18 protein-coding genes are annotated in these 22,794 nt (G+C 73.8%); 11 read left to right on the top strand and 7 right to left on the bottom strand.

The genetic code is table 11. The features are described from left to right. Window positions 1–146 precede the first annotated feature (146 nt). Window positions 147–2,798 carry a pyruvate, phosphate dikinase gene (gene ppdK, locus CRV15_RS19995; RefSeq protein ID WP_231629004.1) on the top strand — a complete coding sequence of 884 codons (2,652 nt, stop codon included), beginning with the start codon at window positions 147–149 and terminating at the stop codon, window positions 2,796–2,798. Between the two features lie 551 nt (window positions 2,799–3,349). Then, on the top strand, window positions 3,350–4,387 hold the full coding sequence (locus tag CRV15_RS20000) for an ArsR/SmtB family transcription factor (protein WP_029182910.1): 1,038 nt from the start codon (window positions 3,350–3,352) through the stop codon (window positions 4,385–4,387). Window positions 4,388–4,487: 100 nt separating this feature from the next. Here the strand turns inward: CRV15_RS20000 and CRV15_RS20005 are convergent, their stop codons facing one another. Further along, window positions 4,488–5,648, bottom strand: coding sequence for an alkaline phosphatase PhoX (locus CRV15_RS20005; protein WP_003954008.1), 1,161 nt, complete (start codon window positions 5,646–5,648; stop codon window positions 4,488–4,490). Between the two features lie 298 nt (window positions 5,649–5,946). Then, on the bottom strand, window positions 5,947–7,995 hold the full coding sequence (locus CRV15_RS20010; RefSeq protein ID WP_003954009.1) for an APC family permease: 2,049 nt from the start codon (window positions 7,993–7,995) through the stop codon (window positions 5,947–5,949). A gap of 237 nt (window positions 7,996–8,232) precedes the next feature. Here CRV15_RS20010 and CRV15_RS20015 point away from each other — a divergent pair, with 237 nt between their 5' ends. Continuing rightward, window positions 8,233–8,823: a hypothetical protein gene (locus CRV15_RS20015; protein ID WP_003954010.1), complete on the top strand. Its 591-nt coding sequence runs from the start codon at window positions 8,233–8,235 to the stop codon at window positions 8,821–8,823. Between the two features lie 24 nt (window positions 8,824–8,847). On the opposite strand, the gene CRV15_RS20020 is transcribed toward CRV15_RS20015, so the two are convergent. Next, the gene (locus CRV15_RS20020) at window positions 8,848–9,813 is read right to left on the bottom strand and encodes an oxidoreductase (protein ID WP_003954011.1); all 966 of its coding nucleotides are present in this window, start codon (window positions 9,811–9,813) and stop codon (window positions 8,848–8,850) included. Window positions 9,814–10,200: 387 nt separating this feature from the next. Between CRV15_RS20020 and CRV15_RS20025 the strand changes: the two genes are divergently transcribed. Beyond that, window positions 10,201–11,145, top strand: coding sequence for a putative protein N(5)-glutamine methyltransferase (locus tag CRV15_RS20025; protein WP_003954012.1), 945 nt, complete (start codon window positions 10,201–10,203; stop codon window positions 11,143–11,145). A gap of 9 nt (window positions 11,146–11,154) precedes the next feature. Beyond that, window positions 11,155–11,940: a sulfite exporter TauE/SafE family protein gene (locus CRV15_RS20030; protein ID WP_003954013.1), complete on the top strand. Its 786-nt coding sequence runs from the start codon at window positions 11,155–11,157 to the stop codon at window positions 11,938–11,940. Between the two features lie 234 nt (window positions 11,941–12,174). Here the strand turns inward: CRV15_RS20030 and CRV15_RS20035 are convergent, their stop codons facing one another. Together CRV15_RS20035 and CRV15_RS20040 are read right to left on the bottom strand one after the other, a co-directional pair. Beyond that, window positions 12,175–12,792, bottom strand: coding sequence for a class F sortase (locus tag CRV15_RS20035; protein WP_003954014.1), 618 nt, complete (start codon window positions 12,790–12,792; stop codon window positions 12,175–12,177). A 221-nt stretch (window positions 12,793–13,013) separates the two neighbouring features. Then, a complete protein-coding gene (locus CRV15_RS20040; protein WP_003954015.1) occupies window positions 13,014–13,442 on the bottom strand; it encodes a hypothetical protein in 429 nt (142 codons plus the stop codon). Window positions 13,443–13,783: 341 nt separating this feature from the next. On the opposite strand from CRV15_RS20040, the gene CRV15_RS20045 reads away from it, so the two are divergent. The 3 genes from CRV15_RS20045 (at window position 13,784) to CRV15_RS20055 (ending at window position 15,487) form a co-directional block, all read left to right on the top strand. Beyond that, on the top strand, window positions 13,784–14,410 hold the full coding sequence (locus CRV15_RS20045; protein WP_003954016.1) for an NADPH-dependent FMN reductase: 627 nt from the start codon (window positions 13,784–13,786) through the stop codon (window positions 14,408–14,410). A gap of 118 nt (window positions 14,411–14,528) precedes the next feature. Then, a complete protein-coding gene (gene cutA / locus CRV15_RS20050) occupies window positions 14,529–15,026 on the top strand; it encodes a divalent-cation tolerance protein CutA (RefSeq protein WP_009996140.1) in 498 nt (165 codons plus the stop codon). Next, window positions 15,023–15,487, top strand: coding sequence for a gamma-glutamylcyclotransferase family protein (locus CRV15_RS20055; RefSeq protein WP_003954018.1), 465 nt, complete (start codon window positions 15,023–15,025; stop codon window positions 15,485–15,487). The genes cutA and CRV15_RS20055 overlap by 4 nt, the downstream gene beginning before the upstream one ends. Before the next feature lie 37 nt (window positions 15,488–15,524). On the opposite strand, the gene CRV15_RS20060 is transcribed toward CRV15_RS20055, so the two are convergent. Both CRV15_RS20060 and CRV15_RS20065 read right to left on the bottom strand, forming a co-directional pair. Next, window positions 15,525–16,127: a TIGR03086 family metal-binding protein gene (locus CRV15_RS20060; protein ID WP_003960397.1), complete on the bottom strand. Its 603-nt coding sequence runs from the start codon at window positions 16,125–16,127 to the stop codon at window positions 15,525–15,527. 800 nt (window positions 16,128–16,927) lie between these two features. After that, window positions 16,928–17,632, bottom strand: coding sequence for a SanA/YdcF family protein (locus CRV15_RS20065; RefSeq protein ID WP_003954020.1), 705 nt, complete (start codon window positions 17,630–17,632; stop codon window positions 16,928–16,930). A 92-nt stretch (window positions 17,633–17,724) separates the two neighbouring features. Between CRV15_RS20065 and CRV15_RS20070 the strand changes: the two genes are divergently transcribed. From CRV15_RS20070 to dnaG, 3 genes are all read left to right on the top strand, one after another. Continuing rightward, window positions 17,725–19,104, top strand: coding sequence for a deoxyguanosinetriphosphate triphosphohydrolase (locus CRV15_RS20070; protein WP_003960396.1), 1,380 nt, complete (start codon window positions 17,725–17,727; stop codon window positions 19,102–19,104). 179 nt (window positions 19,105–19,283) lie between these two features. Further along, window positions 19,284–20,552, top strand: a complete 1,269-nt coding sequence (locus tag CRV15_RS20075; RefSeq protein ID WP_003960395.1) for an NAD(P)/FAD-dependent oxidoreductase — start codon at window positions 19,284–19,286, stop codon at window positions 20,550–20,552. A 91-nt stretch (window positions 20,553–20,643) separates the two neighbouring features. Next, the gene (dnaG, locus tag CRV15_RS20080) at window positions 20,644–22,557 is read left to right on the top strand and encodes a DNA primase (protein WP_003960394.1); all 1,914 of its coding nucleotides are present in this window, start codon (window positions 20,644–20,646) and stop codon (window positions 22,555–22,557) included. Window positions 22,558–22,794 lie beyond the last annotated feature (237 nt).

Raw genomic sequence — 22,794 nt, forward strand, 5'->3', positions numbered from 1 at the left:
GTGGACGTACCCAGACGCCTTCGATCTGGGTATGTTCCTCGCCGTCAGGGCAGCCACCGAGCCTCGAAAGGTCGAGAGCCGTGTCGGAACGCGAAGATCACCCGGCCCAGAAGTTCGTTTATGACTTCACCGAAGGCAACCGGGACATGAAGGACCTGCTCGGCGGCAAGGGCGCCAACCTCGCTGAGATGACCAACCTCCGGCTGCCCGTTCCGCCGGGCTTCACCATCACCACGGAGGCGTGCAAGGTCTATCTCGACAGCGGACAGGAGCCGCCCGCCCTGCGCGACGAGGTGAGTGCGCACCTCGACGCCCTGGAGCGGCGCATGGGCAAGCGGCTCGGCCAGGCGGACGACCCCCTCCTGGTCTCGGTGCGCTCGGGCGCCAAGTTCTCCATGCCGGGCATGATGGACACCGTCCTCAACATCGGTCTGTCCGACGCGTCCGTGGCCGGTCTCGCCCGGCAGGCGGGGGACGAGCGCTTCGCGTGGGACTCGTACCGGCGGCTCATCCAGATGTTCGGCAAGACGGTGCTCGGCATCGACGGCGACCTCTTCGAGGAGGCGCTGGAGGCGGCCAAGACCGCCAAGGGGGCCACCGTCGACACCGATCTCGGCCCGGACGAGCTGCGGAAACTCGTCAAGGCGTTCAAGAAGATCGTCAAGGCGCGGGCCGGGCGGGAGTTCCCGCAGGACCCCCGGGAGCAGATGGACCTCGCGGTCATGGCGGTCTTCGACTCGTGGAACGGCGACCGGGCCAAGCTCTACCGCCGCCAGGAGCGCATCCCCCACGACCTCGGCACCGCCGTCAACATCTGCTCCATGGTCTTCGGCAACCTCGGCCCCGACTCCGGCACGGGCGTCGCCTTCACCCGCGACCCGGCCGGCGGCCAGCAGGGCGTCTACGGCGACTACCTCCAGAACGCCCAGGGCGAGGACGTCGTCGCCGGTATCCGGAACACCGTCCCGCTCGCCGAGCTGGAAACCCTCGACAAGACGTCGTACGACCGGCTGATGCAGATCATGGAGACGCTGGAGAACCACTACAAGGACCTCTGCGACATCGAGTTCACCATCGAGCGCGGACAGCTCTGGATGCTCCAGACCCGGGTCGGCAAGCGGACCGCCGGGGCCGCCTTCCGGATCGCCACCCAACTCGTCGACCAGGGACTCATCGACGAGGCCGAGGCGCTGCGGCGGGTCAACGGCGCCCAGCTCGCCCAGCTCATGTTCCCCCGGTTCGACGAGGAGGCCACGGTCGAGCTGCTGGGCCGGGGCATCGCCGCCTCCCCCGGCGCCGCCGTCGGCAAGGCCGTCTTCGACTCGTACACCGCCGTCAAGTGGTCCCGCTCGGGTGAGCGGGTCATCCTGATCCGCCGGGAGACCAACCCCGACGACCTCGACGGAATGATCGCCGCCGAGGGCATCCTCACCTCGCGCGGCGGCAAGACCTCCCACGCCGCCGTCGTCGCCCGCGGCATGGGCAAGACCTGTGTCTGCGGGGCCGAGGAGCTGGACGTCGACACCAAGCGGCGCCGGATGACCGTGGGCGGCACGGTGGTCGAGGAGGGCGACGTCGTCTCTGTCGACGGCTCCACCGGCAAGGTCTACCTGGGCGAGGTGCCCGTCGTGCCCTCCCCGGTGGTCGAGTACTTCGAGGGCCGGATGCACGCCGGGGCCGAGGACGCCGACGAACTCGTCGTCGCCGTGCACCGGATGATGGCCTACGCGGACCGGGTCCGCCGACTGCGGGTGCGCGCCAACGCCGACAACGCCGAGGACGCCCTGCGCGCCCGGCGCTTCGGCGCCCAGGGCATCGGCCTGTGCCGCACCGAGCACATGTTCCTCGGCGAGCGGCGCTCCATGGTGGAGAAGCTGATCCTCGCCGACACCGAGGGCGAACGCACCGAGGCCCTGGAGCAGTTGCTCCCGCTCCAGCGGCAGGACTTCGTCGAGCTGTTCGAGGCGATGGACGGGCTGCCGGTGACGGTACGGCTGCTCGACCCGCCGCTCCACGAGTTCCTGCCCGACATCACCGAGCTGTCGGTACGGGTCGCGCTGGCCGAGGCCCGCGAGGACCACAACGAGAACGATCTGCGGCTGCTCCAGGCGGTGCACCGGCTGCATGAGCAGAACCCGATGCTGGGGCTGCGCGGGGTCCGGCTCGGCCTGGTCATCCCCGGTCTCTTCACCATGCAGGTACGGGCCGTCGCCGAGGCCGCGGCGGCCCGGAAGAACGCCAAGGGCGACCCGCGCGCCGAGATCATGATCCCGCTGGTGGGCACCGTCCAGGAGCTGGAGATCGTCCGCGACGAGGCCGAGCAGGTCATCGCCGAGGTGGAGCGGGCCACCGGGGTCGGGCTGCGGCTCGCGCTCGGCACCATGATCGAGCTGCCGCGCGCCGCGCTGACGGCGGCGCAGATCGCCGAGGCGGCCGAGTTCTTCAGCTTCGGCACCAACGACCTCACCCAGACGGTGTGGGGCTTCTCCCGGGACGATGTCGAGGCCAGCTTCTTCACCGCGTATCTGGAGAAGGGGATCTTCGGGGTCTCGCCCTTCGAGACCATCGACCGGGACGGCGTGGGCTCGCTGGTGCGCAGCGCGGCGGCGGCCGGGCGGGCCACCCGGCCCGGGCTGAAGCTGGGGGTCTGCGGGGAGCACGGCGGCGATCCGGAGTCGGTGCACTTCTTCCACGAGGTGGGCCTGGACTATGTCTCCTGCTCGCCGTTCCGCATCCCGGTGGCGCGGCTGGAGGCGGGCCGTGCGGCGCTTCTCTCCCGGCACGGCGGGGGCCGCTGATCGTCTTCTCGCCGGGGCGTCCCGCGGTGTCCCGGGACTTCCCGCGGATCTTCCTCCGGGGCTGCCCGTTCCGGCGGTGGTTTCTGTAAAGACCCTGTCGATTTATCGGCTCGTGGGCCGCGGAAGTGGTACCGAAGTGGCGTCGAAGTACCACCGAAGTGGGTGGGCTGTGAGACCGAACACATCCGGGAACGGGCACGGGCCGCACGTGCGCCAATTCACACCGTTCGACCCGCTGAACGGGGGCGGGAAGCGGGGGAATATGCAGGGCGGAGCGCGGCCGTAGATCCCCATCCACGGCCGCGCCCCATTACCCCAGCCGGACAGGGAGCCGCACCGTCTGTCACCCGCCGCCGGATGTGCGAAGCCCCCCACGGTCTTCGTGCATCCATCGGAGACAGAAGGAACCTGCCCGACGCCGTACAGCCTTTCGGTTCGCACCCAACCCGGGCGAGACATTTCAACTCTGGCTGAAACCCCGTGGTAACCGGCTGTGATGGGGTGCATACTCGATGATCGGGGGCAATTGCGGGTGCAACAGTGGGGGTTCCGTGCTGCGTATCCATTTCACCGGCGACGACCTCGCCAGGGTGCGAATGGCCGTCAAGCCTGACGCCTTGTGGGAAACGATTCTCAGTTTTCACCGATTGAGGGAGCGGCGGCGCGCTCAGATGTTCGGCGAATGGCGATCGGAAGCCCGGGCGCGGTTGAATGGTGAAACAAGCCTGCTGTCGGCTCTGGTCCCACCGCGCGGCTATTTCCCGGACTTTCTCACTCCGCCCGGAGCCGGTGGCGGGCTGGAAGCCGGACTTGAGGCGATCCGGGCCACCGCGCCCGAGCGGCTCCGCGCCGAACTGGACCTGGTGTCGGCGGGCCGCAATACCGGCAGCGCCCCCGCCGAGTCCGGCCCGGACCGCGGCGGGGAGCGGGCCGGACGGCTCGCCCGGCTCGCCGGAGGGGCCCCCGGGGCGCTGGCCCGGCTCGTCTCCGTGCTCCGCGGCTACCACCGCGCGGCCGTCGAGCCGTACTGGGGCCATGTCCAGGCCCGGGTGGAGGCCGACCGGGCGGTACGCGGCCGGGCCCTGCTCGACGGAGGCGCGGCGGAACTGCTCGGCACCCTGCCCCCGGTGCTGCGCTGGCGGGCCCCCGTCCTCGAAGCCGACTACCCCGTCGAGCGCGAACTGCGGCTGGACGGGCGGGGGCTGCTGCTCCAGCCCTCGTTCTTCTGCCGGGGCACCCCGGTCGTCTACCGGGACGCGACGCTGCCGCCCGTGCTGGTCTACCCCGTCGCCCACACCCCCGACCCGGCCTTCGGCGAGGGCGCGGGCACGGCCCTCGGCCCCTCCCTCGGCCGCCTCGTGGGCCACACCCGCTCCGCCGTCCTCCAGGCGATCCGCTACGGCTGCACCACCAGCGAACTGGCCCGCAGGGCCGGGGTCTCGCTCGCGTCCGCCAGCCAGCACGCCGCCGTGCTGCGCGAGGCGGGCCTGGTGCTGACGCTGCGCCACGGGAACTCCGTGCTGCACACGCTGACCCCGCTGGGCGCCGCCCTGCTCAGGGGCGGCGCCCCGGCGGAGGTCACGGGGTGACGGGGCGGCGGACACCACGGGGGCACGGGGACGCGCGGCAGGGCGCCCCGTGCCCCCGGCCCGTCACCCGCGCGGCCGATCCGCCAGATGGCCCAGGCCGTCAGGTACGGAACGGGCCCGTCACCTCGTAGGTGATCCCGCCCGACGCGGAACCGCTCGTACCGCGCTGGCTGGAGAAGTACAGCCGGGAGCCGTCCGGTGAGAAGGCCGGGCCGGTGATCTCCGAGCCGGACTGCCCCTGGAGCCGCAGGAACGGCGCCACCACACCGCCCGGCGTGATCACACAGATGTCCATGCTGCCGCCGTCCTCCGCGACATACAGATCGCCCGAGGCGCTGCCCGTCACATTGTCGACCCCGGTCAGCGGGGCGCCACCGCCGCCGATCAGCGAGTCGTCATAGGCCAGCTCATAGGTGGCGGACAGCAGGTTCAACTGCCAGACCCGGTTGTCGCCCTTGGTGGTGAACCACACGGTGTCGTCCGCGTAGTGGCAGCCCTCGCCGCCGTTGAACCGCTTCGCCCCCGCCACCTGGGAACGGGTCGCCGTCGGCGAGCCGTCGGGGTCGGGGATGTCCGTCCAGGTGAACGAGCCGGAGGCGGCGCTGCCCGCGGTGAGCACCTGGAGCCTGCCGGAGGAGAGGTCCCCCCAGGTGGTGGGGGTGAAGCGGTACAGGCAGCCGTTGGACTCGTCCTCCGTCAGATAGACCGTCCGCCGCACCGGGTCGGCCGCCGCCGCCTCGTGCTTGAAGCGGCCCATGGCGTCCCGCCGCACCGCCGCCCGCACCCCGAAGGGGTCGGTCTCGTAGACATACCCCCGGCTGATCTCCTCGCAGGAGAGCCAGGTCTGCCAGGGGGTCGCCCCGCCCGCGCAGTTCAGCCGGGTGTCCGACAGGATGCGATAGGCGCCGGTGACCGTTCCCGAGGAGTCGAAGCGGACCGCGCCCGCGCCGCCCGCGGGGTCGATCTCCGAGTTGGAGACATAGATCCAGCCGCGCCCGTCGACGAAACAGGCCCCGCCGTCCGGTGCGCTGTGCCAGGTGTACGAGGAGTTCGCGACCCGCTGCCCCGAGCGGGCGATCACTCTGCCCGTGAAGCCGCGCGGGAGTTGCAGCCCCTGCGCGTCGGCCGCGCCGAGGGCGCCATAGGGCCCGGGGCCGGGCTGCGCGGGGGAGGCGTGGGCCGCCCCGCGCCAGAGGGAGCCGCCGAACGCGGCGGCCGAAACGCCGACGACCGCTGTGCGGAGCAGGCTCCGCCGGTGCAGTCCAGGACGGGGGAGGCCATGGTTTTCCTGAGGTTCCACGCATCGCTCCAGGAGGCTGGTGACCACCCGTGCCACCGGGCGGCGGCACGGGTCGCGCGACGAGGGAACCTAGCGGCGGATGATTGACGGAACGTCACATCGCGGTGACGGGCACCGGTCGGGGCCGGGAGGACTCGGTGTCCGCCCAGGCCCCGGAGGGCGCTCCGCCGCTGCTGGGAGGCTCCGCCGGGCCGAGGGGATTCGGCGCGCCCCCAGTATCCCGTGTCCCGCCGCCGGAGCCCGCGGCCCGGCGACCGCCTCAGGAGCGGCGGTCCCGGCGGGCGGCCCCGGCCCCGGAACCGCCTCCGGGGCCGTTCCCCGCTCCGTTCCCGGCTCCGCTCCCCGCTCCGTCGCCGACGCCCAGCCGGAAGCGCAGCCGGCAGATCACCGCCTCCGTGTCCCGCCGCACCGCGTGCGCCAGCACCGCGCCGCGCTGGTTCTGGAGCAGCCGCTGCCACAGCCGCTCCGGCTCCACCTCCGGTATCAGCACCGTCACCCGGGTGTTCGGGTGGTACTTGTAGATCCGCCGGACGTACTCCGACACCGGGCGCCCTATCGTCCGGTGCTCCGAGTGCAGCTCCACCAGCTCCACCCCCGGGTTCCACCGCTCCCAGTCCCGGCGCAGCGCCTGCGACGCCTCCCGGTCCTCCTGGTCCTGCTGATGGGTGACGGTCACCGCGCGCACCTCGTCCCCCAGCGAGACGGCGGCGTTCAGCGCCTCGCTCGTCAGCCGGGACAGATGCGACACGGGCACGATCACCAGCGAGCGGTCCCGGCGCGGGGCCTTCGGCACCCGGCCCAGCGCGATCCGCTCGTCGATCCGCCCGTACGCCCGGTGCACCCGTTCGAAGAGCAGGACGAGCGCGGGCAGCGCCACCACGACCAGCCAGGCGCCCTCGGTGAACTTGGTCGCGGTGACGACCACCGCGCTGACCCCCGTCAGCAGCGCGCCCAGCCCGTTGAGCAGCGCCCGGGGCCGCCACCCCGGGGTGCGGTGGGTGCGCCAGTGGATCACCATGCCCGCCTGGCAGACGGTGAAGCCGACGAAGACGCCGATCGCGAAGAGCGGCACCAGGGTGTTGGTGTCGCCGCCGGAGAAGAGGAGGAGCAGCAGGGCGACGGCCGCCAGGGCGAGCACTCCGTGCCGGTGCACCTCGCGGTCGGCCTTCAGCCGGAAGACATGCGGCAGGAAGTTGTCCCGGGCCAGCAGCGACATCAGCACCGGCAGCGCGCCGAAGGAGGTGTTCGCGGCGAGCGCCAGCAGCACGACCGTGGCGAACTGCACCACATAGAAGCCCCAGTTGTGGCCGAGTGAGGCGTCCGCGAGCTGGGCCAGAACCGTGACACCCGCCACCGGCTGGATCTGGAAGCGCGCGATCAGGATCGACAGACCGATCAGCATCACTCCGAGCAGCGCGCCGAGCGCGACCTCCGTCCGCTGGGCCCGCCGGACGGCCGGGGCGCGGAACGACGGGACGGCGTTGGCGACCGCCTCCACCCCGGTCAGCGCGGAGCAGCCGGAGGCGAACGCCTTGAGCAGCAGCAGCGCGCCGACGGTGGTGGCGTCGCCCCCGAGGACGGCGGCGTGGCCCGCCGCCGTCTCGGTGGACACCGGCCCGTCCCGGAGGAGACCGACGGCGACGAGGGTGAGGATCGACCCCACGAAGACCGCCGTGGGCAGGATGAACGCCTTCGCCGAGTCGACGATCCCCCGCAGGTTCACCCCGGTCACCAGCAGCAGCACCCCGAGGCACAGCCACAGCCGGTCGTCGTAGAGGGAGGGGAAGGCGGAGGTGAGCGCGGCGACGCCCGCCGTCACGGAGACCGCCACGTTCAGGACATAGTCCAGGACCAGGGAGGCTGCGGCCACCAGCCCGGTGCGCCGCCCCAGATGGGTCCGGGCGACCGCGTACGCGCCGCCGCCGCCCGGGAAGGCGGCGATGACCTGACGGTACGAGGCCACCAGGACGGCCAGCAGCACCGCGATGGCGAGCGTCACCGGCAGGGTCCAGCCGAGCCCGGCGCCGCCCGCCGCGGCCAGGACGAGGACGATCGCCTCCGGGCCGTACGCGACCGACGCCATCGCGTCCAGGGACAGGGCCGCGAGCCCCTGCAACGAGGTGAGCCGGTGCCGCTCGCCCGGGGGGACCGGCGGGACCGGGGCCCGGTCCGGGGGCCCGCTCCGGGACGGGGACGCGCCCTCGGCCCGGAGCGGGCGGCTCCGCGGAAGTCCCTGGGCGCCCCGACGGCCGCCGCCCCGGGCCCCCGGGGTGCCGGGCGCTCCGGGAGGCGTGGAGAGAGTCGTCATCGTGCGGTGACCTCCGGTGGGGAAGACCCGGGGCGCGGTCCGGCGGGTCGGGCTGTGTTCCTGTGTGTGGGCAGCCCCAGCGTGCGGGCGCCCGTTTCGCCGTACGTGCCCTCTTGTCGTGTCCCTTGCGCCAAAGGGGCGGGTCTTCACACGACGTTGACGCGAGGTGTAGAAATCCCGTCAGCACTTGCCGGTGTCGCGGACAGCGGAGGGCGCCGGGGCCTAGCGTTCCTCCTCATGGAGAGCGCGAGAAACGGCAGCGGGAACGGGAACGAGAACGGCTGCGGCGGCGCCGGGGACACAGGCGCCCCGGGCGGGCCGGTGCTCGCCGAGGACCAGCGGTGGGTGCACGATCTGTGGGCCGCCGCGTTCTGCGCGCTGAACCTCTTCGTCCTCCTCCATGTGGTCGACCTCTGCGCGGGTGAACTGGGCGCGGGGCGCTCCGCCCTGTGGACCGCCCTCTCCCTGACCCTCTTCGTCGTCCTCTTCCCGCCCCGGGTGACGGCGGGCCGCAACTGGCTCTGTGTCCGCGGGCTGTTCCGCGAACGCCGGGTGAGCACCGATCTGCTCACCCAGGTCGCCCGGCGGGAGGGCGTGTCCCAGCGGATCGTGCTGCGGGACGCCCGGGGCGGCCGGGTCGAACTGGACCCGACCACCCTCACCGGCAATCCGCTGCTCTGGCACGAACTCGACCTCGGGGCGCGCAAGGCGCGGCAGAGCGGGCTGCTGGGCACCGGGTCCGCGGTGCTCCAGCGGCTCGCGGACCGGGTCGCCCGGCTGGAGTCGGACGCGGCCCGCGCGGTCTTCGACGCGTCGGGGCTGCGCTGAGGGGTGCGCCGGGCCCGTCGGCCGTCAGCGCCTGTCGGTCCCGGTCGGCCGGTGGCCGCCGCCGACCGGTGCGAGACCCTCGTACACCACGCCCGTCAACCGTTCGGACGCCGCCCACAGCCGTTCGCCCGCCGCGTCGTCGAGGGTCCACGCCGCGCGCCAGGAGGGGGCGGGGGTGCCGCGCCAGCCCAGCAGGGAGGGGCCGGTGAAGGAGTCGGGCCGGACGCCCGGTGCCGTCGCCGCGTGCAGGACGGGCAGCGCTCCCGCCGACGCGGACTGCGCCACCGCCGCGTTGACGAGCCGGGCCAGGCCCGTCGCGAACCGCCGCCCCTCCATCCGGGGGGCCGTCGTCTGGAGCCCGGTGTCGGCGTACCCGGGGTGCGCGGAGGCCGCCACGAGGCCGGAGCCCGCCGCGGCGAGCCGCCGGGCCAGCTCATGGGTGAAGAGGAGGTTCGCCGCCTTGGAGCGGCCGTAGGCGGTCCAGCGGCCGTAGCGGCGCTCGCTGTTGAGATCGGCCGGGTCCGGCCGGGCCAGGCCGTGCAGCAGGCTGGAGACGGTGACCACCCGTGCGCCCGGGGTACCGAGCAGCCGGGGCAGCAGCAGCCCGGTGAGCGCGAAGTGCCCCAGGTGGTTGACGCCCATCTGGGTCTCGAAGCCGTCGGTGGTACGGCCGCGGGGCAGGGCCATCACCCCGGCGTTGTCGACGAGCAGATCGAGCCGTTCACCGGGGAGCCCGTCGGCGAACGCCCGTACCGACGCGAGGTCGGCCAGGTCCAGCCGCCGGAACTCCGCGTCGGCGCCCGGCAGCGCGGCCCTGATCCGTGCCGCGGCCTCCCGGCCGCGCTCCGGGCTGCGGCAGGCGAGCACCACCCGTGCGCCCCCGCGGGCCAGTTCACGGGCGGTGATCAGACCGATGCCGCTGTTGGCCCCGGTGACCACCGCCGTACGTCCCCGCTGGTCCCCCATGTCGCTGCCGCGCCGATCGGCCATCGCCCCGCCCTTCGGGAAGTGTCCGGACGCCCGGCCCGGCGGCCGGTCCGGACGCACACGTTAGGAGGCGCGGGCCCCGGGTTCCACTCCGCGCGTGCGGAGAACGGTACGGACGGCCGGATCGCCGGCGGCAGCGGCCGGTGCGGGCGGTGCCGCCGGTACGGGCCCTGCGGCCGGTGCGGCTCCTGCGGCCGGTGCGGCCCACGCCGCCCACGCCGACCGCCGCCGCCCGTACGGCTCGCGTACGGCTCGCGCGCCGAAAGCGAGAGGCGGGGCCGCCGGGCACGACCTAGGGTGGCCCTCCCGCGTTGAACGCGTGGTGAACCTGGAGGAGGTGGGACCGGTGAACCGTTGGTACCGGCGGAGTGCTCCCGAAAGGTCTCGTCCATGTCGTTCCCTCCCGTCTTCTCCCCTGTCTCCACCCCTTGTGCGCCAGCCCCCTCCCGCGACGGGATCGTCGCCGTGCTCCGCGCGGCGGGCTGCGTCTTCGCCGAGGACGAGGCCGCGCTGCTGCTCGCCGGGGCGCCGTCCCCCGCCGGTCTGACCGAGCTGGTCGCCCGGCGGGGCTCCGGCGAACCCCTGGAACACGTCCTCGGCTGGGCCGCCTTCCGGGGCGGACGGTTCGCGGTGGACCCCGGCGTCTTCGTCCCCCGTCCGCGCAGCGCCTTCCTCGTCGAACGGGCGCTGGCGCTGGCCCCCGGGGCGGGCGCCGTCGTCGTCGATCTGTGCTGCGGCTCCGGAGCGCTGGGCGCGGCGCTGACGGCGGAGCTGGGCGGCGCCGAACTGCACGCCGCGGACATCGACCCGGCGGCCGTGCGCTGCGCCCGCCGCAATGTCCGCGCCCTGGGCGGAACGGTGTACGAGGGCGACCTCTGCGCACCGCTCCCGGACCGGCTGCGCGGCCGGGTCGACGTCCTGCTGGCCAATGTGCCCTATGTCCCCACCGGGGAGATCGCCCTGCTGCCGGCCGAGGCCCGCGTCCACGAGGCGGCCATCGCCCTCGACGGCGGAACGGACGGCCTCGACGTCCTGCGCCGGGTGGCGGCGGAGGCGGGCCGCTGGCTCGCCCCCGGAGGCTCCCTGCTCTTCGAGACGGGGGAACGGCAGTCGGCGCGGGCGGCACGGATCGTCCGGCGGGCCGGGCTGGCGGCGCGGGTGGCCCGTTCCGAGGAGTGGTCCGCGACGGTGGTGACCGGGACGGTGGTGAGCGGGCGCGGCCCACTGGCGGGACGCGGGGCCGGGCGGGGTGAGCGGCCAGCTGACGGGCCGCACGGCCGCGGGGGACCGGGCCGGGAACCAAGATCGATGGACGCAGCGCCCGCCGCTCCTTAGGGTCGGTCCGTGCCCGACATATCGCTGACCACGCTGTTTCTGCTCGTACTCGCCGCCGCGGCGGCAGGCTGGATCGACGCGGTCGTGGGAGGCGGCGGGCTGCTCCTCCTCCCCGCGCTGCTCCTCGGCCTCCCGCAGGCACCGGCCGCCCATGTCCTCGGCACCAACAAGGCGGTGGCCATCGTGGGAACGACGGGCGCCGCCGTGACCTTTCTGCGGAAGGCCCGCGTCGACGTCCGCACGGCGGCACGGATCGGGCTGGCCGCGCTCGCCGGGTCGACGGCCGGGGCGTTCTTCGCGGCGGGCATCAGCAGCGAGGTACTCCGGCCGGTGATCATGGCGGTACTGCTGGGCGTAGCGGCCTTTGTGCTGCTGCGCCCCGGTTTCGGTGCGGTGCCGCAGGAGCGGCGGCGTGCCGTGACCCGGGCCCGGACGGTGTTCGCCATCGTCGTGGTGGGCGGTGGCATCGGCTTCTACGACGGCCTCTTCGGGCCGGGCACCGGCACCTTCCTGGTGCTGGCGCTCACCGCCGTCCTCCACCTCGACCTGGTGACGGCCTCGGCCACCGCGAAGATCGTCAATGTCTGCACCAACGCCGGGGCGCTGGCGATGTTCGCCTTCCAGGGCTCGGTGCTCTGGCAGCTCGCCGCCGTGCTCGCGGTGTTCAACCTGCTGGGCGCGACGGTCGGGGCGCGGATGGCGCTGAAGCGGGGGAGCGGGTTCGTCCGGGGGGTGCTGCTGACGGTGGTCCTGGCGCTGGTGGCGAGGCTGGCGTTCGACCAGTGGGCGTCGTGAGCGCGGGTGGGTGTCGTGAGCGCGGGTGGGTGTCGTGAGCCGGTGGGCGTCGTGGCCGGGGCCCACCGGCATCGGGCAGCCCACCGGCACCGGATGTCCCACAGGCACTGGATGTCCCACTGGCACCTGAGCAGCTCACCGGTCCGGGCAGCTCATACCGGCACTGCCCGGCCCACCGGGCCCATTCGTCCCACCGGGCGGTCCCATCCGTCCCACCGGCCCTGTGCGAACGGCTCACCGCACGCCGGTGAGATGGGCGTAGGCGACTACGTTCCCCCGGTAGCCGCCCTTCCGGCTGAACCCCCCGCCGCAGGTGATCACCCGTAGCTCGGCCCGGCCCCGGGACCCGTACACCCGGTCGTCCGGGAACTCCTCCGCCTCGTACACCTCGATCGCGTCGATCGTGAACACGGCGGTGCGGCCGTCGCGGCGGGAGATCTCGATCCGGTTGCCCTTGTGCAGGGCGCCGAGGCCGTAGAAGACGGCGGGGCCCCGGGCGTTGTCCACATGTCCGGCGACGACGGCGGTGCCGGACGCCCCCGGCGCGGGGCCGCCCCGGTACCAGCCCGCGAGATTGCGCTCGGCGGCGGGCGGCACCTCCAGACTGCCGTCCCGGGCGAGCCCCAGGCCCATGAGGGGGGTGTCGACGTCGATGTAGGGGATGCGCAGCCGCTGCGGCGCGGACGGGGGGAGCGGGTCGGCGGCGGCCGCTGCGGAGCCGAGGGGGCCCGAGGCGAAGGACTGGTCGGCGGACGGGACCGGCGGGGTGATGTCCCGTGCGCCGTTCTGCACCAGCCACCCGCCCGTGCAGACGGCGATGACGAGACACCAGCCCATGGCCTTGTCGTTCATCGGTCCTCAGCTCTCCGGATCGGCGGCCCTTCCGGTCGGCAGCCCTCCGGATCGGAGGCTCCCGGATCGGAGGCTCCCGGGCCGGAAGCTCCCCGGCCGGAGGTTTTCCGGAGCGGACGGGGCGGGCGGTCCGGACGAGGGGAAGTCCCCCGTTCCCCGGCGGGCCGGCCGGGAAACGGGGGACGGGCGGGCACGGACACATGGCCCCGGGGCCGCATCCGTCAGCCGCTCTGCGCGCCGCTCGCCCGGCGTCGCAGCAGCAGGGTCCCGCCGGCGGCGGCAGCGGCCAGGACGGCCACCCCCGCCGCGACCTGCCCGGAGTCGGGGCCGACACTGCCCCCGATCCCGGTACGGACATGACCGCTGGGCTGCTGGTGGTGCTGCCCCTGGTTGATCTGTCCCTGGCCCTGGTTCCGGCCTTCGCCCTCACCCTGGCCCTGGCCCTGACCCTCGCCACGCCCTTCGTTTTCGCCGTAGCGGGAGTCGGACTCGATGTCGTTCTTGTTGCTGTACGGGTCCGGGACGTCCTCGACCTGTCCCGTCGCCGCAGCGGTGTACGCCCCCGGCGCGGCATACGCCCCGGGGGCCCCGAAGCCTATGGTGGCGACCACCACTACGGTTGAGGACAGCAGGCGGACGGTGGTGCGCATGGCATCCCTCCGGAAAACACAGTGCTTGTCAACGACACCTCAGAGGTAAGGCGCCCCGCACCGGTCACGCATACTGATGAACCGTCAGATCTACTCTCCTTGATCGGCGTGTCGCCCTGGGTGCCTGGCATTTCCGCAGGTCAGCGCGGGTGACGATCATTCAGCACCCGATCGCATCGATCGGGTGACCCCATCCCCCGATCAGCGCCGGGACCCCGGCTCCGTACGGAGCCCGCCGGTCCGCGCCGGATCGCGTCCGTACGGGACCCCCGACCGGGCCGCGGATCCCGGCCCGGACCGGCTTGACCTCAAGCGCGCTTGAGGGAGAAACCTTCCGGGTCATGGACCTCAGTACGCGGGAGAACCCGCAGCCCGGCACGGACGCCCCTCGGACCGCTCTCCGCCTCGCGGTGATCCTCGCCAGCAATCGGAAGGGGCGCTTCGCGCCCGTCATCGGGGACTGGTTCCTCGAACACGCGCACGCCCATGACGACTTCGCCGTGGAGCTGATCGACCTCGGCGACGCCGATCTGCCCACCGGACTCAGCCCCGATCCGGGGCCCGCCGCCGGGGCGACGCTGGAGCGGATCTCGCCCCGGCTCGCCGCCGCCGACGCGTTCGTCGTCGTCACGCCCGAGTACAACCACTCCTTCCCCGCCTCCCTCAAGGCCCTCGTCGACTGGCACTTCACCGAGTGGCGCGCCAAGCCGGTCGGCTTTGTGTCGTACGGGGGAATGTCCAGCGGGCTGCGGGCCGTCGAGCAGCTCCGGCAGGTCTTCGCCGAGATGCACGCGGTGACCATCCGGGACACGGTCGCGTTCCACAACGCCCACACCCAGTTCGACGAGCGGGGGCGGCACCGGGACCCCACGGGCTGCGACGGGGCGGCCCTGGGCATGCTCGACCAGCTCGCCTGGTGGGGGCACGCGCTGCGGGACGCGAAACAGGCGCGGCCGTACAGCGGGTGACGCCGGGGCGCGTACGGCCGGGCGGGGTGTGCGCGGGGCGTACGGGGTGGCGCGGGCGGGGCCCTCGCACCCGTACCGTGGCCCCTGCCCACCCGTACGCAGCAGGAAGGAACCACCCATGGGGGAGCACCCGAGAACCGATCGGCGCCCGGCCGGACCCGCGCCGGAACCGGTCCGCGGCGGGTCCGCCGCCGACGAGGCGGCCACCGCGCTCACCGTCCTGACCACGATCGACAGCGCCGAGGGAGCCGAGGAGCTGGCCCGGGGCGCGGTCGGGGCGCGCTTCGCCGCCTGTGCCCAGATCGGCGCGCCCGTCACCTCCGTCTACCACTGGCGGGGCGAGGTGCGGACCGACCAGGAGTGGCAGATCCTCTTCAAGACCACCCGGCGGCGCTACGCCGAGCTGGAGGCGTATCTCAGCGCCGCGCACCCCTACGCCACGCCCGAGATCATCGCGACCGAGGTGGTCCTGGGCGGCGCCGCCTATCTGGAGTGGATCCGCGAGGAGACCACGGAGCCGTCGGAACGGGCGGAACGCGCCGCGCGGGCGGAACGGGCCGCGCGGCCCGGCACGCCGGGGCCCCGGGCCGGGGCGGACGGGACCGGACCCCGGTGAGCGGGCCGCAGGACGGCATATCCGAGCTGCCCTTCTTCGTCTACGGCACGCTGCGGCCCGGGGAGGCGAACCACACCCGCCACCTCCGTGGCCGCACCGCCGCCGAGGAACCGGCGCACTGGCCGGGCGGGCTGCTGTACGACGGACCCGGCTGGCCCTGGGCCCTGGAGCCGGGGCCCGGCGGGCACGCGTCCGTGTCCGCCGGTGTCACCGGCACGCTGGTGACCGCCGCTCCCGGGCGGTACCGGCGGCTCCTCGCCGACCTCGACGAGCTGGAGGAGTACTTCGGCCCCGGCCACCCCCGCAATCTGTACGAGCGGACCGTCCGCGAGGTGACCCGCGCGGACGGCACCCCGGTGGCCGCCTGGGTGTATCTCACCGCCGCGGGACCCGCCGCCGGGCTCCGCGCGAACGGCGTCCCGATACCCGGCGGCGACTGGCTCACCCGCCACCCGCGCTGACCCGCCGCCGGCCCTTCGGCCCTCCGCGCGCCGCCCCTCAGGCCCGGCGGCCCAGCAGCGCCAGCAGCCGGGTCTGGTGCCCGTCCCCCGGCGGCGGCTCGATCGGCGGGGCGAAGAGCCCCGAGTCCGACAGCCCGGCCGCGTACGGGGTGACCTCCTCCAGGGCGAACGCCACCAGCGCCTCCGGCAGCCGCTCGTCCGCCCCGATCGCCCGGGAGAGATCCCACGCGTGCACCACGGCGTCCGTGATCATCTGCGCGCAGTACGCCACCGCCGGGGTCTGCCCGTACGACAGCCACACCGTCCGCTCCAGCGCCCCCGGCGCCGCGAACGCCTTGCGGGCCGCGCGGGCGGCCGAGTCCCACGAGGTCTTCGGACGGGTACCGAGCACATCGCCGTCGTGGACGCCGCCCACCTCCGTGACCGTGGACCCCTCCGTCACCAGGTCCGGCACCCAGAGCTGCTCGGCGGTCAGATGGTTGACGAGATCCCGCACCGACCACTCCGTACAGGGCGTCGCCTCGTCCCACTGATCGGCCCGTACGGCGTGCACCCGGTCGCCGAAGAGCGCGAGTGCCTCGGCGTGCCGGGCCAGCAGGGCCGTGGCGTCCCGGGTGCCGCCCGTGTCGTTGATTCCCATGGAGCCACTGTCGCGCGCGGCGGTGGGCCGCGCGAGCCGCCGCCCGGGTGCGTCGCCCGGGTGCCGCGCCGGGCGGCTCCGGCCGGAGCCCCACCGCCCGGACCGCGCGCCGCGTGCCCGCGCCCGCCGGACCGTCTCCGTCCGCCGGGCTGCCCGTGTCCGCCGTGCCCGGGTGCGTCGCCGGGTGTGTGGCCGAACGCCCCGCCGCCCGGACCGCCCGGCGCGTGCCCGCGCCCGCCGGGCCGTCTCCGGCCGCCGGGCTGTCCGCGCCCGCCCGGCACCCCGGCGGTCGCTGCCGTACCCGCGGGCCGGTCTTCGCCGGCCGGCCTCGTCTGCGGCTGTGGGGTGGCCTCTGTCTCTGTCCGCCGGGCTGTCGGTGTCCGTGGGTCCGGCGCGTGCCTGTGGTTTGTCCGCGTCTGCCGGACCGTCCGGGCTTGTGCCCTCGTCCGCTCCTGACGATCGTGTCCGTGGCTGTGGGGTGGTCTCTGTCTCTGTCCGCCGGGCTGTCGGTGTCCGTGGGTCCGGCGCGTGCCTGTGGTTTGTCCGCGTCTGCCGGACCGTCCGGGCTTGTGCCCTCGTCCGCTCCTGACGATCGTGTCCGTGGCTGTGGGGTGGTCTCTGTCTCCGTCTGCCGGGCTGTCGGTGTCCGCGGGTCCGGCCCGTGCCCGTGGTTTCGTCCGTGTCTGCCGGATCGTCCGGGCTTGTGCCCTCGTCCACCCCCGACGGCCTCGTCCGCGCGCCTGCCGGACCCGCCCCCGGCCTGCCTGGCGCGCCCGCTCAGCCCCGTGCTCAGCCCCCGCTCAGCCGCGCGCGTCGGCCAGCGCCTCCCGCACCCCCCGCTCCCGCTCCCCGAGGAACCGGGGGTCCGGCCGGAGCGCCGCGTCCAGCGCGGCCTTGCCCGCCGCCCCCAGCTCGCGCACCGCGCCGTGGATACGGTGCGAGTCGAACGGCTCCGCGACCCCGACCCCGTACGACTCGATCCCCGCCGTCCGGCACAGCGCGACGGCCCGCCGGATATGGAACCCCTGGCTCACCAGGACGGCCCGGTCCACACCGAAGATCTCCTTCGCCCGGACACACGAGTCCCAGCTGTCGAAGCCCGCGTGGTCGCTGACGATCCGCCGCTCCGGCACCCCGCGCCCGACCAGATAGGTCCGCATCGCGTCGGGCTCGTCGTACTCCTCGCGGCTGTTGTCCCCGGTGACCAGGATGACCTTGACCTTGCCCCGGCGGTACAGATCCGCCGCCGTGTCCAGCCGGTGGGCGAGATACGGCGTGGGTCTGCCCTGCCACAGCCCCGCGCCGAAGACCAGGGCCACGTCCTGCGCGGGCACGTCCTCCGCCGCGTGGACATGGCGGTCGGCCACCCGGTGGGTCCAGGTCGCGGGGAGCAGGGCGAGCACGCAGACGAACATCGCCCCCCGCACCAGCCACCGCTTGCCCCGCCGGGTGCGGGGCAGCCTGAGCCGGGGGAGCGGACGAGAAGGGGTACCGGTTTGCGTCATGCCTGGTCAGACGCGGCATTCAGGGGATTTGGTTCAACCGTGCGGGCCGGGTGCCGACGCCGTTTGTCAGACCGTCCGGTTACCGTCGGAGCATGGCAGGCACCACCGGTACCACCCACCACCCCGACCAGCCCCGCCGCACCGACACGCGCCACGGCACCCCCGGCCCCGGCACCGGGGCCGAAGGCGGCCACGGCGCCTCCGGCCCCTACGACGGGGCCGCCACCGCCCGCTTCGCCCCCGAGCCCGACAAACGGCCCGGCCGGACCGCCTTCCAGCGGGACCGGGCCCGGGTCCTCCACTCCTCCGCGCTGCGCCGCCTCGCGGGCAAGACCCAGGTCGTCACCCCCGGCACCCGCCACCCCGCCTGGGACGCCAGCCCCCGCACCCGGCTCACCCACTCCCTCGAATGCGCCCAGGTCGGCCGGGAGCTGGGCGCCGCCCTCGGCTGCGACCCGGACCTCGTCGAGGCCGCCTGTCTCTCCCACGACATGGGCCACCCCCCGTTCGGCCACAACGGCGAGAGCGTGCTCAACGAGATCGCGAAGGACATCGGGGGCTTCGAGGGCAACGCCCAGTCCCTGCGGCTGCTCACCCGGATCGAGCCCAAGCGCTTCGTCCACACCCCCGGAGGGGACGTGGTCAGCGTCGGCCTCAACCTCACCCGCGCTGCCCTTGACGCCGCCACCAAGTACCCCTGGCCGCGCGGCGGCCGGCCCACCGACCCCGGCTCGGCCAAATTCGGGGTGTACGAGGACGACCTGCCGGTCTTCGCCTGGGTCCGCGAAGGCGCCCCCGAGGGCCGCACCTGCTTCGAGGCCCAGGTCATGGACTGGTCCGACGATGTCGCCTACTCCGTCCACGATCTGGAGGATGCCCTCCACGCCGGACATGTCGACCCCCGCGCGCTGCTCTCCGCGGCGGAGCGGAAGGCGGTCCTGGAGGTCGCGATCAGCCGCTACACCCCGGCGGACACCGACCCCGAGGAGCTGTCCGCCGCCCTGGAGAGGCTGCTCGCCCAGGAGTGGTGGCCGCACGAGTACGACGGATCGGCCCTCGCCCAGGCCCGGCTGAAGGACGCCACCAGCCAGCTCATCGGACGGTTCTGTCTCGCCGCCGAGGAGGCCACCCGGCTGGCCCACGGCACCGGACGGCTCACCCGGTACGGCGCCGAGCTGGTCGTCCCCGCGGAGACCCGGCTGGAGTGCGCCGTCCTCAAGGCGGTCGCCGACCGCTATGTGATGCGCCGCGCCGACCAGGAGGCGATCCGCGCCGAGCAGCGCGTCCTCCTCACCGAGCTGGCCGACGCGCTCGCCGCCCGCGCGCCCGAGGGCCTGGAGCCCCAGTTCCACGCCCTGTTCACGGCGGCGGACGACGACCGCGAGCGGGGCAGGGTGATCGTGGACCAGCTCGCCTCCCTCACGGACGCCGCCGCCCGCGCGCTGCACGCCCGGCTCACCGCGCGGCCCTGACCCCGTACGGCCCCGGCCTCCCCGCGCCCCGGCGGCGCGGGTGGGTCCGCCGGGGCGCGGACGGGTCCCGGCCGCCGGTGAGACACGCCGGACCACTCCCTCTTCCGCCATCCCGCCGGGTGCGGGAGGCTCGCTGAAGGCCGATCAGTACAGCAGCCGGAACACCATGGAGGCACGAAGTGGTCGACGGACACCAGACCTTCGTCATCGTCGGGGGTGGTCTCGCCGGGGCCAAGGCAGCCGAAACCCTCCGCCAAGAGGGGTTCACCGGACGGGTGATCCTCGTCGGCGACGAACGCGACCATCCCTATGAGCGCCCGCCCCTGTCCAAGGGCTATCTGCTGGGCAAGGACGAGCGGGACAGCGTCTTCGTCCACGAGCCCTCCTGGTACGCCCAGGCCGATGTGGAACTCCACCTCGGCCAGAGTGTCGTCGCCGTCGACCGGGCGGCCAGGACCGTCCGGCTCAGCGACGGCACCGTCCTCGGCTACGACAAGCTGCTGCTCGCCACCGGGGCCGAGCCCCGCAGGCTGGACATCCCCGGCACGTCTCTCGCCGGGGTCCACCATCTGCGCCGCCTCGCCCACGCCGAACGGCTCCGCCAGGTACTGGCCTCGCTCGGCCGGGACAATGGGCAGCTCGTGATCGCCGGAGCCGGGTGGATCGGTCTGGAGGTCGCCGCCGCGGCCCGTTCCTACGGCGCCGAGGTCACCGTCATCGAGCCCGAGCCCACCCCGTTGCACCAGGCCATCGGCCCCGAGCTGGGGCAGTTCTTCGCCGATCTGCACACGGAGCACGGCGTCCGCTTCCACTTCGGCGCCCGGCTCACCGAGATCACCGGACAGGACGGCATGGTGCTCGGCGTCCGCACCGACGACGGCGACGAGCACCCCGCGCACGACGTCCTCGCCGCCATCGGGGCGGCCCCCCGCACCGCCCTCGCCGAGGCCGCCGGGCTCACCCTCGCCGACCGGGCCCACGGCGGCGGCATCGCCGTCGACGCCTCGCTGCGCACCTCCGACCCGGACATCTACGCGGCGGGCGACGTGGCCGCGGCCGAGCACCCCGGGATCGGCGCCCGGCTGCGGGTCGAGCACTGGGCCAACGCCCTCAACGGCGGCCCGGCCGCCGCGCGCGCCATGCTCGGCCAGGAGGTCGCCTACGACCGGGTGCCCTACTTCTTCTCCGACCAGTACGACCTGGGCATGGAGTACTCGGGCTGGGCCCCGGCCGGGTCGTACGACCAGGTCGTGGTGCGCGGCGACGCCGGGAAGCGGGAGTTCATCGCGTTCTGGCTGAAGGAGGGCCGGGTGCTCGCGGGGATGAATGTGAATGTGTGGGACGTCACGGCCCCGATCCAGCAGCTGATCCGTTCGGGCGGAGCCGTGGACGCGGACGCGCTCGCCGACCCCTCCGTCCCGCTGGACTCCCTGTCCGGGCAGGGGTGAGCCACCCCCGCCCGGCCGTGATCGCCGAAGCCCTCCGGGGCCGGGTCCGCGGCCGGGCGGGGATGTCGGCCGTCCACCGTAGAATTCACCCGTGGCAGGCAGGATCAACGATGACGACATCAAGGCGGTACGGGACGCGGTTCCGATCGATGCCGTCGTGTCCGAGTACCTCCAGCTGCGCAACGCGGGAGGCGGCAATCTGAAGGGGCTCTGCCCCTTCCATGACGAGAAGTCCCCGTCCTTCCAGGTCAGCCCGGGCAAGGGGCTCTTCCACTGCTTCGGCTGCCAGGAAGGCGGCGACACGATCGCCTTCGTGATGAAGATCGACCACCTCACCTTCTCCGAGGCGGTCGAGCGGCTGGCGGGCACCGCCGGGATCACCCTCCGCTACGAGGAGGGCGGCTACAACCCCAGCCATCAGCGGGGCGAGCGCATCCGGCTGGTCGAGGCCCACAAGGTCGCCGCCCAGTACTACGCGGAGCAACTGGAGAACAGCCCCGAGGCGGCGGCCGGGCGCACCTTCCTCGCCGAGCGCGGCTTCGACCAGGCGGCGGCCCTGCACTTCGGCGTCGGCTACAGCCCCCAGGGCTGGGACCACCTCACCCGTTTTCTGCGCGGCAAGGGCTTCAGCGACAAGGAGCTGACCCTCTCCGGCCTCTCCCAGGAGGGCCGCCGGGGCCCCATCGACCGCTTCCGGGGCCGGCTGATGTGGCCGATCCGCGATATCTCCGGCGATGTCGTCGGCTTCGGCGCCCGCAAGCTCCACGAGAGCGACAACGGCCCCAAGTACCTGAACACCCCCGAGACGGCGATTTACAAGAAGTCGCAGGTGCTGTACGGGATCGATCTGGCCAAGAAGGAGATCGTCCGGACCAGTACGGCCGTGGTCGTCGAGGGGTACACCGACGTCATGGCCTGCCATCTGGCCGGGGTGACGACCGCGATCGCCACCTGTGGCACGGCCTTCGGCGGCGACCACATCAAGATCCTCCGACGGCTGCTGATGGACCATGCCACCGCCGAGGTGATCTTCACCTTCGACGGTGACGCCGCCGGGCAGAAGGCCGCGCTGCGGGCCTTCGAGGACGATCAGAAGTTCGCCGCCGAGACCTCCATCGCGATCACCCCGGGCGGGATGGACCCCTGTGATCTGCGGCTCGCCGAGGGCGACGCGGCCGTGGAGGCGCTGGTGGGCTCCCGGACCCCGCTGTTCGAGTTCGCCATGCGGCAGATCGTCCAGCGGCACAATCTGGAGAACCCGGCGGGGCAGGCGGGGGCGCTCGACGAGGCGGCCCCCGTGGTCGCCAAGATCAAGAACCCGGCCATCCAGCACGGGTCCGCCGTACAGCTCGCGGGCATGATCGGCATCCTCGACACCCAATTCGTGGTCAAGCGGGTGGCCCAGCTCGCCCGCTGGGCCCGGGACCGGGGCGGACGCGGCCCCGCCCCCGGCGACACCCGGCGGCGCGGCCCCCAGCCCCCGCAGCAGGCCACCGCCCCCGCCCCGGCGGGCGGCCCCGCCCTCCATCTGCGCAGCCCCGCCCACCGCACCGAGCGCGAGCTGCTGAAACTCGCGCTCCAGCACCCCGAGTTGGTCTCTCCCGCCTTCGACGCGTACGGGATGGACGAGTTCACGGCGGCGCCCTACGCGGCCGTCCGGCAGACCGTCGCGGACGCGGGCGGCACCGAGCAGGGGCTCAGCGACGGCCCCGGCTATCTCGCCCGGGTGCGCGAGGCCGCGCCCAACGACACCGTCCGCGCGCTCGTCACCGAGCTGGCGGTGGAGGCGATCCACGCACGGACCGTCGACGAGATCTACGCGGGAGTGCAGCTCGTCCAGGTCCGGCTGCGCGCCGTGGACCGCCGGGTGCTGGAGATCCAGGGCACCCTGACCCGTCTCGGGCAGCACGCGGACCCCGAGCGGTTCTCCGCCGTCCAGAACGAGCTGTGGGTGCTCCAGCAGTACGCCCAGTCCCTGCGCACCCACGGCGCGGCGGCGCTCTGAGCCCCCGCGCCGGGCCCGGTGCGCACCGGAGAACGGATCGCTGGGTAACCGCCGGGTCACAGCGAGGACAAAAATTCTCCGCACGCCCCTCGTGGCGGCTGTGTGTCGTACCCCACACTGGGATTCGGTGCCCGAGCCCCGGAGGGCGGCCGGTCCACCTCCGGTGGGCCTCCCCACCCCCGTGGATCGTTCATCGTGTACGGGACGCGGCGCCCCGGTCGCCCCGTCCCGCTGCCG

It is taken from the genome of Streptomyces clavuligerus, from assembly GCF_005519465.1.
GTDB classification, from domain to species: domain Bacteria; phylum Actinomycetota; class Actinomycetes; order Streptomycetales; family Streptomycetaceae; genus Streptomyces; species Streptomyces clavuligerus.

Coding starts and splice junctions, on each gene's coding strand:
- ppdK (WP_231629004.1), top strand. CDS start 147: ATGAAGGACCTGCTCGGCGGCAAGGGCGCCAACCTCGCTGAGATGACC.
- CRV15_RS20010 (WP_003954009.1), bottom strand. CDS start 7,995: ATGACGACTCTCTCCACGCCTCCCGGAGCGCCCGGCACCCCGGGGGCC.
- CRV15_RS20015 (WP_003954010.1), top strand. CDS start 8,233: ATGGAGAGCGCGAGAAACGGCAGCGGGAACGGGAACGAGAACGGCTGC.
- CRV15_RS20020 (WP_003954011.1), bottom strand. CDS start 9,813: ATGGCCGATCGGCGCGGCAGCGACATGGGGGACCAGCGGGGACGTACG.
- CRV15_RS20025 (WP_003954012.1), top strand. CDS start 10,201: ATGTCGTTCCCTCCCGTCTTCTCCCCTGTCTCCACCCCTTGTGCGCCA.
- CRV15_RS20035 (WP_003954014.1), bottom strand. CDS start 12,792: ATGAACGACAAGGCCATGGGCTGGTGTCTCGTCATCGCCGTCTGCACG.
- CRV15_RS20040 (WP_003954015.1), bottom strand. CDS start 13,442: ATGCGCACCACCGTCCGCCTGCTGTCCTCAACCGTAGTGGTGGTCGCC.
- CRV15_RS20045 (WP_003954016.1), top strand. CDS start 13,784: ATGGACCTCAGTACGCGGGAGAACCCGCAGCCCGGCACGGACGCCCCT.
- cutA (WP_009996140.1), top strand. CDS start 14,529: ATGGGGGAGCACCCGAGAACCGATCGGCGCCCGGCCGGACCCGCGCCG.
- CRV15_RS20060 (WP_003960397.1), bottom strand. CDS start 16,127: ATGGGAATCAACGACACGGGCGGCACCCGGGACGCCACGGCCCTGCTG.
- CRV15_RS20065 (WP_003954020.1), bottom strand. CDS start 17,632: ATGACGCAAACCGGTACCCCTTCTCGTCCGCTCCCCCGGCTCAGGCTG.
- CRV15_RS20070 (WP_003960396.1), top strand. CDS start 17,725: ATGGCAGGCACCACCGGTACCACCCACCACCCCGACCAGCCCCGCCGC.